The sequence below is a fragment of the Ureibacillus sp. 179-F W5.1 NHS genome (assembly GCF_045369345.1).
In the GTDB taxonomy this organism is placed as follows: Bacteria; Bacillota; Bacilli; order Bacillales_A; family Planococcaceae; genus Ureibacillus; species Ureibacillus halotolerans.
Genome location: NZ_JBIQFG010000039.1, coordinates 22,789 through 30,710, shown reverse-complemented (window position 1 = coordinate 30,710; position 7,922 = coordinate 22,789). Strand labels below are relative to the sequence as shown.

The 7,922-nt window shown below is 36.0% G+C and carries 7 protein-coding genes and 1 riboswitch; of the genes, 4 read left to right on the top strand and 3 right to left on the bottom strand.

Going from position 1 to position 7,922, the window contains the following annotated elements:
- Nucleotides 1–158 precede the first annotated feature (158 nt).
- The gene (locus ACH0B5_RS14545) at nt 159–713 is read right to left on the bottom strand and encodes a restriction endonuclease (protein ID WP_406928022.1); all 555 of its coding nucleotides are present in this window, start codon (nt 711–713) and stop codon (nt 159–161) included.
- A gap of 73 nt (nt 714–786) precedes the next feature.
- The gene (locus tag ACH0B5_RS14540; protein WP_122973700.1) at nt 787–1,998 is read right to left on the bottom strand and encodes a CynX/NimT family MFS transporter; all 1,212 of its coding nucleotides are present in this window, start codon (nt 1,996–1,998) and stop codon (nt 787–789) included.
- 235 nt (nt 1,999–2,233) lie between these two features.
- On the opposite strand from ACH0B5_RS14540, the gene ACH0B5_RS14535 reads away from it, so the two are divergent.
- From ACH0B5_RS14535 to ACH0B5_RS14520, 4 genes are all read left to right on the top strand, one after another.
- A complete protein-coding gene (locus ACH0B5_RS14535; RefSeq protein WP_122973699.1) occupies nt 2,234–3,682 on the top strand; it encodes an amino acid permease in 1,449 nt (482 codons plus the stop codon).
- Between the two features lie 131 nt (nt 3,683–3,813).
- A complete protein-coding gene (locus ACH0B5_RS14530) occupies nt 3,814–4,494 on the top strand; it encodes a hypothetical protein (RefSeq protein WP_406928021.1) in 681 nt (226 codons plus the stop codon).
- Between the two features lie 180 nt (nt 4,495–4,674).
- Nucleotides 4,675–4,776: riboswitch (purine riboswitch) on the top strand.
- 137 nt (nt 4,777–4,913) lie between these two features.
- Nucleotides 4,914–5,486, top strand: coding sequence for a xanthine phosphoribosyltransferase (locus ACH0B5_RS14525; protein WP_406928020.1), 573 nt, complete (start codon nt 4,914–4,916; stop codon nt 5,484–5,486).
- A gap of 35 nt (nt 5,487–5,521) precedes the next feature.
- Nucleotides 5,522–6,823 (top strand): nucleobase:cation symporter-2 family protein, encoded by a 1,302-nt coding sequence (locus ACH0B5_RS14520; protein ID WP_406928019.1) that lies wholly within the window; start codon nt 5,522–5,524, stop codon nt 6,821–6,823.
- A 45-nt stretch (nt 6,824–6,868) separates the two neighbouring features.
- Here ACH0B5_RS14520 and ACH0B5_RS14515 read toward each other — a convergent pair whose 3' ends face one another.
- On the bottom strand, nt 6,869–7,819 hold the full coding sequence (locus tag ACH0B5_RS14515) for a carbohydrate kinase family protein (RefSeq protein WP_406928018.1): 951 nt from the start codon (nt 7,817–7,819) through the stop codon (nt 6,869–6,871).
- Nucleotides 7,820–7,922 lie beyond the last annotated feature (103 nt).

Genomic DNA, 7,922 nt, shown 5'->3' with positions numbered 1-7,922 from the left:
ATAACAATATCCGTATTCAAACGAAACTAAACAGCCAATCGCCGGTTAAATACCGTCAACTAACTGTAAAGTAGGGTATTTTCTTATTGTCTCAAAAATGATGGTCAGTACCAATGCTAAGAGAGCAGATTTTTTTATTTATTGGATTTGTATACTGTTTATCTTTTCTTTAAAATCATTTCAATTAGTTCGTCTCGATCGATTAAATACACGTCGTTTGTTTCGGCTAATTTCTCTGCTTGTCTTGTAAAATAGCTGTTCGTTACAACCCATGCTTCGGTCGCATCATACATTTTCAATGAACCGATAATTTCTTGTACAGCCTTTACACCAACAGAACCGGAATAGCGTTTAGCTTGGACGGCGATAATATCATCTCGATCTTCAAGAATTAAATCTGCACCGTAATCACTTGAAGCCTTTGTATAGGAAACTTTATATCCACGCTTTTGGAAGAGGTGACCTAAAAATTCCTCAAATTCTTCACCGGTCATTTCATCGATTTCCTTAATACCAGCTTTTCTTAATCTGGCATAACCCCGTGTCTTCCGCCAAACTTTAAAACTAATAATTAAGAGAAGAAAAAGGATTATCGCAAAAATTGCTCCATTAAATGTATTTGTATAGTACCATCCTAAATATCCAATAATCGCAAGGATGATAATGGGAAATATTCTAATTTGTTTTTTCTTTTTTTCTTTGCGCTTTCGCAAAATGGTTAACCCCTTTTATGTAACAATTTATATCATTGTAACATAAAAGGGGTACGTATGTTTGTATAGTGTGCTATAAATAGCGATCTTTTGCACTAATATAAGCAGAAATACATAAAACGATGGAAACGATAATAAATAAACCATTCGGTACATACCAACTATTGGCCATATCATGTAAAAATCCGAATAATACTGGTCCTATAGCTGCAAGTAAATAGCCAATTGATTGGGCAAATCCGGATATTTGGGCAGCCTCATAAGCGGTTTTTGTACGTAATGTAAATAACATGACGACGGTACCAAAGGACGCGCCTCCACCTAGTCCAATTAAGATCATCCATAGTATAGTGAAATTAGTAAATTCAAAAAATACGCCGAAAAAGCCTACAATATAAAACGAAGTGAAAAGGATAACGATGGGCCGTTGAGAGCGTAATTTCTCAGCAATGATAGGAATAAGGAATGTCATTGGAATTTGAGACATTTGCATTACAGAAGTCATCCATCCGGCTTTGTCTGCACTAAAGCCTTGGGAGATTAAAATTTCTGGTAACCAAGCAGCAGAACAGTAAAAAATAAGGGACTGTAAACCCATGGAAACAGCAATAGCCCATGCCAACGGAGATTTCCAAAGTTTGGTAGATTCACTCTTTGTTGTACCATTTTTAGAAATGTTATTTAAATCAACTTTTTCTCCACGGAGAAGGGGAATCCAAGTGATTAAAGTGATCAATGTTAAGACGATGGGACCAGCTAATGCACCTTGCCAACCGACGTTTGAATTTGCCGCAATTGGATTGCTAATGCCTAGGGCTACAGCTGCCGAAATATTCATTGAAACAGTGTAGATACCCGTTAATAAACCGATGTGAAAAGGAAATTTCATTTTAAAAAAACTTGGAAATAATACATTTCCAAAAGCGATTGCAACACCGATTAAAACGGTTCCGATAATTAAAAGGGATGTACTTCCAACGGAACGTAAAATAATACCAATGGTTAGTAATATGATGGAGTAAAATAAAGTCCATTCCATGCCGAATTTACGGGAAATGCGTGGAACAAAAGGTGAAACAAAGGCAAAGGCTAAAAGGGGAATAGTTGTCAAAAAGCCGGCCAATACATTGGATATCCCAAGACTATCCCGAATAAATGAAATAATAGGGCCAACCCCAGTTAAAGGTGTTCTTAATGTACTTGCGAAAAAAATAATTGCGACGACAAAAAGTATCGTATTGGTATGTAGTTTTTTTTCTCGATGGGAAATTTTATTTGTAGTCATTTTTGGACCCTCCAATATGTATGTGAAAATTCTACAAATTAGAAAATATAAATTTTTATGTTAAACTATGAAACGAGCTAATTTTTATCATACAACTTCTACCAGGTTTATGGTAGTGTGATGAAAGTTAAAAATGCCATCCTTAAGTGATGGCTGTTATTTTTTAAACATGTAAGTTTGTAATCGAATTATTGTACATACTGTATGTATGCGTATATTAAAGGAGATTTTCAACATGAGTGACAAAGAATCAAAACAAAATCAGCCTGAACTAAAAAGGGCTTTGAAAAGTCGTCATATAACCATGATTTCCCTTGGGGGAACTATCGGGACTGGCTTGTTTTTAGCAAGTGGAGCTTCCATAGCTCAAGCTGGTCCAGGTGGAGCGCTAATTGCATATGCTCTTATTGGTATAATGGTTTATTTCCTTATGACAAGTCTAGGGGAGATGGCCGCGTACATGCCGACATCTGGTTCATTTAGTACATATGCAACGGAATTTGTAGATCCGGCCTTCGGATTTGCCATGGGTTGGAATTATTGGTATAACTGGGCGATAACAATTGCAGCGGAAATCTCCGCCGTAACCCTCATTATGAAATTTTGGTTTCCAAATAGTTCTTCCGCTCTTTGGACGGTACTTTTTATAATTATCATTTTAACTTTTAACTTATTATCCGTTAGAGCCTATGGTGAAAGTGAATATTGGTTTGCCATGATCAAAGTGGCAACGGTTATTGTCTTTATCGTTGTTTCGTTTTTAATGATTTTTGGCATTTTAGGTGGACATGATCCATTAGGATTTGAAAACTTTTTTGTTGGAGATGCGCCTTTTAATGGTGGATTCCTTGCTATTTTCGGTATCTTTTTAGCGGCAGGATTCTCATTCCAAGGAACTGAACTTTTAGGAATTACTGCTGGGGAAACAGATGACCCTGGAAAAAACATTCCGATAGCTGTTCGTTCAGTTTTCTGGCGTATTTTACTTTTTTATATTTTAGCTATTCTTGCAATCGGATTATTAATTCCTTATACAGATTCACGCTTACTTTCTGAAGATGTGGCCGTGTCACCATTTACGTTAGTGTTCGATAAATTAGGAATTGCCTTCGCTGCTTCAGTGATGAATGCGATTATATTAACTGCCATGCTATCTGCGGGTAATTCAGGTCTTTATGCATCTTCACGTATGCTATGGCAGCTTGCAGTGGATGGAAAAGCGCCGAAAATTTTTGCAAAGTTAAGTAAGCGTGGTATTCCGGTTTATGCGTTGTTAGCTACGTTAGCAGTCGGTTGTTTAGCCTTTTTATCTTCTTTCTTTGGCGATGGTGCCGTATACATGTGGTTATTAAATGCTTCAGGTCTTTCCGGTTTTCTTGCTTGGATTGGGATTGCGATTAGTCATTATCGTTTCCGTAAGGCGTACCAATTACAAGGTCGTGATTTAAGTTTATTGCCATATAAAGCGAAGTTATACCCATTCGGACCTTTATTTGCACTTGTCGTTTGTATAATCGTTATAGTTGGACAAAATTACACTGCATTTATCGGTGGATCCATTGATTGGTATGGCGTAGCAGTTTCCTATATTGGGATACCTTTATTTTTAGCATTATGGATAGGATATAAAATCAAACATAAAACGAAGGTTGTCTCATTAAAGGATTACGATTTCGATAAATAAGAAAAATCGGCAAAATAATTTGCCGATTTTTTATTGTTTAAGGAATTAAAAATTACATCTTTAGGGAAAGACTTTCCTTGTTATAATGGACATAATAAACTAAAGTAGCGCTAAGTAAAGGATGTTGAGATATGTCAGTGTCGAAAGGATTTTTAAAAAAAATACAAAGTTGGGCAGTGGACAAAAAGTCCGATAGTATTGCGTTTTTACCTTTTCAAGGAGATGGAAACCCATACAAATCAAAGGTTTTTTTAGTAGGGGCAAAACCAGAACTTCATTTTCATTTAGATGCAGGTGATATCGAAATCTATGCAGATTCTTTAGTCGATAGCAAATTATTTCATGATGTATTCCATGACGAGATGTCCCGTGAATATAAAGGGTCTATAAACTTTGCGAAATGGGTAGAGGAACATTTGAATGCGTCAGTTACTTTATCTAGCGTAAACTGTTTTATTTCGGACCCGGATAATTTGAAGCAATTGAAAAAAAGCAAACACCCACTTTATATTCAAGGGTTTGAAGTATTTCAACAAGTGCTCAATGAATTTGAACCAAACATTTTAGTACTTCAAGGTGCCTCTGCTTATAAGTTGTTTTTAGAACAATTCCAACATCAACTAGTCGAGTTGAGAGAACAGGATATAAATGAAACAGTTGCTAATCTAGAGCGAAAGGATGTAATAGCAAAGCTACAGCTGAACAATGGAGGCATTGTAGATGTTCTAGTGTGTCGAAGTATGGGGTATTTTGGAAAAGAAGGAAACTCCTTTGGACAGATTAAATCTACACTTACTCAGCTATTACATTAATTTATATCTAAAGAAGGAAATAAAAGGTTAAAAGGCGAACATTGTTTAGAAAATACCTTCTAATTTGTCTAATTTCCGAATAATTAGAATCGTTTTATTATTTTGCAGGTTATTGCATTTCATTTTATCCGTGTTTATAATTGGGACATTCTTAACAATCTTTACAATTAGCTTTTCTATTAAGCTATTAATATTTTCACTCATATAATGGCGAGAATATGGCTCGCAAGTTTCTACCGACTTACCGTAAATAAGTCGACTATGAGAGGCAATGTTTAGATTACGGTACCCTTATAGGGGGAATTTCGTATTCTATTAACTTTCGACATTTTACTCGAAAGACTTGTTCCACTCATAGCGGGATAAGTTTTTCGAGTTTTTTATTTGCTCAAAAACAAAACAAGGAAGGAATTTCATTTATGCAATTACTAAAAGATAAAATCCTTAAAGAAGGACGAGTTTTATCAGAGACGGTTTTAAAGGTTGACTCCTTTTTAAATCATCAAATTGATCCTTTATTGATGAAAGAAATTGGTGAAGAATTTGCCAATCGTTATTCAGATGATGTCATTACAAAAATTTTAACGATTGAATCTTCAGGTATTGCGCCAGCTACTATGTTAGGTTTATTCATTGGGGCACCTGTTGTTTTTGCCCGTAAAAGAAAATCATTAACTTTAGCAGACAATCTTTATTCTTCTAAAGTACATTCCTTTACAAAAAATGAAACGAATGAAATTTCGGTTTCTAGAGACTTCTTATCACCAGATGATAATGTGCTAATTATCGATGATTTTTTAGCAAACGGTGAAGCGGTAAAAGGATTATTAGATATTGCACAACAGGCAGAGGCCAATGTAATCGGAGTAGGGATTGTTATTGAAAAAGGATTCCAACAAGGTGGACAACTTTTACGCGAACAAGGCATTCGTGTTGAATCATTAGCCAATATTAAATCGTTAGCAAATGGACAAGTTGAGTTTTTTGATTAATAAAACTATTAGAAACTAAGGAGGATTTTGTTCAAATGAACAAAGCAAAAGTTGTAACGCTAGGGATTCAACATTTACTTGCTATGTATGCCGGTGCCATTTTAGTACCAATTATTATCGGTGGGGCATTAAAATTTAGTACGGAACAGATGACATATTTAGTTGCAATCGATATTTTAATGTGCGGTATCGCAACGATTGTACAAGTAATGCGCGGTAAATTTTTCGGAATTGGCTTACCAGTCGTGTTAGGTTGTACCTTTACAGCAGTAAGTCCAATTATTGCCATTGGTTCGGACAAAGGTGTGGGAGCTATTTATGGAGCGATTATTGCTTCGGGAATTATCGTTATATTAATTTCTGGGATATTCGGAAAGCTTGTGAAGTTTTTCCCGCCAATCGTTACAGGTTCTGTTGTTACAATTATCGGGATCTCCTTAATTCCGGTGGCGACGAACAATATGGGTGGTGGGCAAGGAGCGGCTGATTTCGGTTCTGCATCAAACATTACTTTGGCTATCCTTACGTTAATTATTATTTTACTCATTTATCGTTTCACTACTGGATTCATCCGTTCTATTTCCATTCTATTAGGTTTAGTAGTTGGTACAATTATTGCTGCCTTTTTAGGGAAAGTTGATTTCTCTCCAGTAAATGAGGCATCTTGGTTACATATGGTCGAACCGTTCTATTTTGGAACACCAACCTTTGATGTAAGTGCTATTATTACGATGACCCTTGTTGCAATGGTTTCTTTAGTAGAGTCATCGGGAGTATACTTTGCGTTAAGCGATATTACGAAAACGCCAATTAATTCTAAGGATTTATCTCGCGGATACCGTTCTGAAGGTTTAGCTTCCATTATTGGAGGAATTTTTAATGCATTTCCATATACAACGTTTTCCCAAAATGTCGGGTTAATCAAAATGACAGGGGTAAAAGAACGAAGAGTTATTTTTGTAACAGGAATTTTACTCGTATTATTAGGATTCTTACCAAAAGTAGCTGCACTGACTACAATTATTCCAACAGCTGTTTTAGGTGGTGCGATGCTGGCGATGTTCGGTATGGTAGTAACGCAAGGGATTACGATGTTAGCTCCTGAAATTATGCGCTCACCAGAGAATGCAATGGTAGCTGCTATTTCCATCGGTCTTGGTGGGGGAGTAATTATGGTACCTGAAATCTTTGCGGTATTACCATCTAGTATTTCCGTTTTAACATCCAACGGAATTGTTTGCGGATCGATTACAGCTATTATTTTGAACATTGTGTTTAACATGATTGGGATAAAAAAAGAGGATCCAATGCATACGCAAACAATAAAAGTAGATTAGTAGGAGAGGGCGACCCTAAAATATTGGGTCGACCCTCTTTTTTGCTTAAAATTTTTCTAGTTCATCCAAAGTTGGTAATGCTTCGACGGCACCTACTTTTTCACAAACTTTCGCGCCGACTTTATTGGCGAAAGAAATAATCGTATGCCATTCGTCAAAGGTTAAGTTATGAGGATTATTTACTTTACCTAATTGGTATAATACTGCCCCAACAAATGCATCGCCAGCACCAGTCGTATCAATAGCTTGAACGGGTATGCTTGGAATTGTTGTTGATTTACCGTTATAGGAAAAATATGTACCTTCTTTTCCTAAAGTAACAGCAATACTTTTCGCGCCAAACTGATGAAGTACGGTAACGGCTTTTGCTATTTCTTGTTCATTTGTTAATAGATAAAGTTCCTCATCACTAACCTTTAAAAAATCACAGTTGGAAATGAATTCATTGGCTAATTGGATAAATTGCTTTTCTTGTCCGCTCCATAAGTCAGATCTAAAATTAGGATCAAAGGAAATATAGCTGTTGTTTTCCTTTGAATCTACTAGTATATTTTTATAAGTTTCCTGTAATTGTCCTGGAAGGAGGGCAGTAGCTGAACCAAAGTGAACAATGTTCATTTCTTTAAAGAATTTATTTGGCACATCTTCTGTAGTTAAATAAGCATCGGCTCCCCGATTGAAAACAAAGTCTCGTTGGCCATCCTTTTGTAACGAAACAAAGGCAAGGGTAGTAGAGTGGAAAGGGTCTTTTACTAATAGATCCGTATGGACGTTTTCACGAACGAGGGTGTCCGATAAAAATTCTCCAAAGGGATCATCACCAACTTTACCGCAAAAGAAAGCTTCTCCACCTAACTTTGCAATAGCTACACAGACATTTGCTGGAGCTCCACCGGCTTTTTTCGTAAATGTTTGAGTTTTTACTAATGTTGTATTCACTTCGTTACTAAAAAAATCGATAAGCAATTCGCCTATACATAAGATAGGTTGATTCATTGTAAAGCTCCTAACTTAGTAGTTTTATTTCATTATAAAGTTATCTTTAGTAAATCGATAAGTTATATTCTTCAATTAATTAAAAAGTGTCCCAAAACTACCT

Excerpts from the sequence above, each read along its gene's own strand:
- ACH0B5_RS14520 (WP_406928019.1), top strand. The coding sequence starts at position 5,522 with ATGAACAAAGCAAAAGTTGTAACGCTAGGGATTCAACATTTACTTGCT.
- ACH0B5_RS14525 (WP_406928020.1), top strand. The coding sequence starts at position 4,914 with ATGCAATTACTAAAAGATAAAATCCTTAAAGAAGGACGAGTTTTATCA.
- ACH0B5_RS14540 (WP_122973700.1), bottom strand. The coding sequence starts at position 1,998 with ATGACTACAAATAAAATTTCCCATCGAGAAAAAAAACTACATACCAAT.
- ACH0B5_RS14515 (WP_406928018.1), bottom strand. The coding sequence starts at position 7,819 with ATGAATCAACCTATCTTATGTATAGGCGAATTGCTTATCGATTTTTTT.
- ACH0B5_RS14530 (WP_406928021.1), top strand. The coding sequence starts at position 3,814 with ATGTCAGTGTCGAAAGGATTTTTAAAAAAAATACAAAGTTGGGCAGTG.
- ACH0B5_RS14535 (WP_122973699.1), top strand. The coding sequence starts at position 2,234 with ATGAGTGACAAAGAATCAAAACAAAATCAGCCTGAACTAAAAAGGGCT.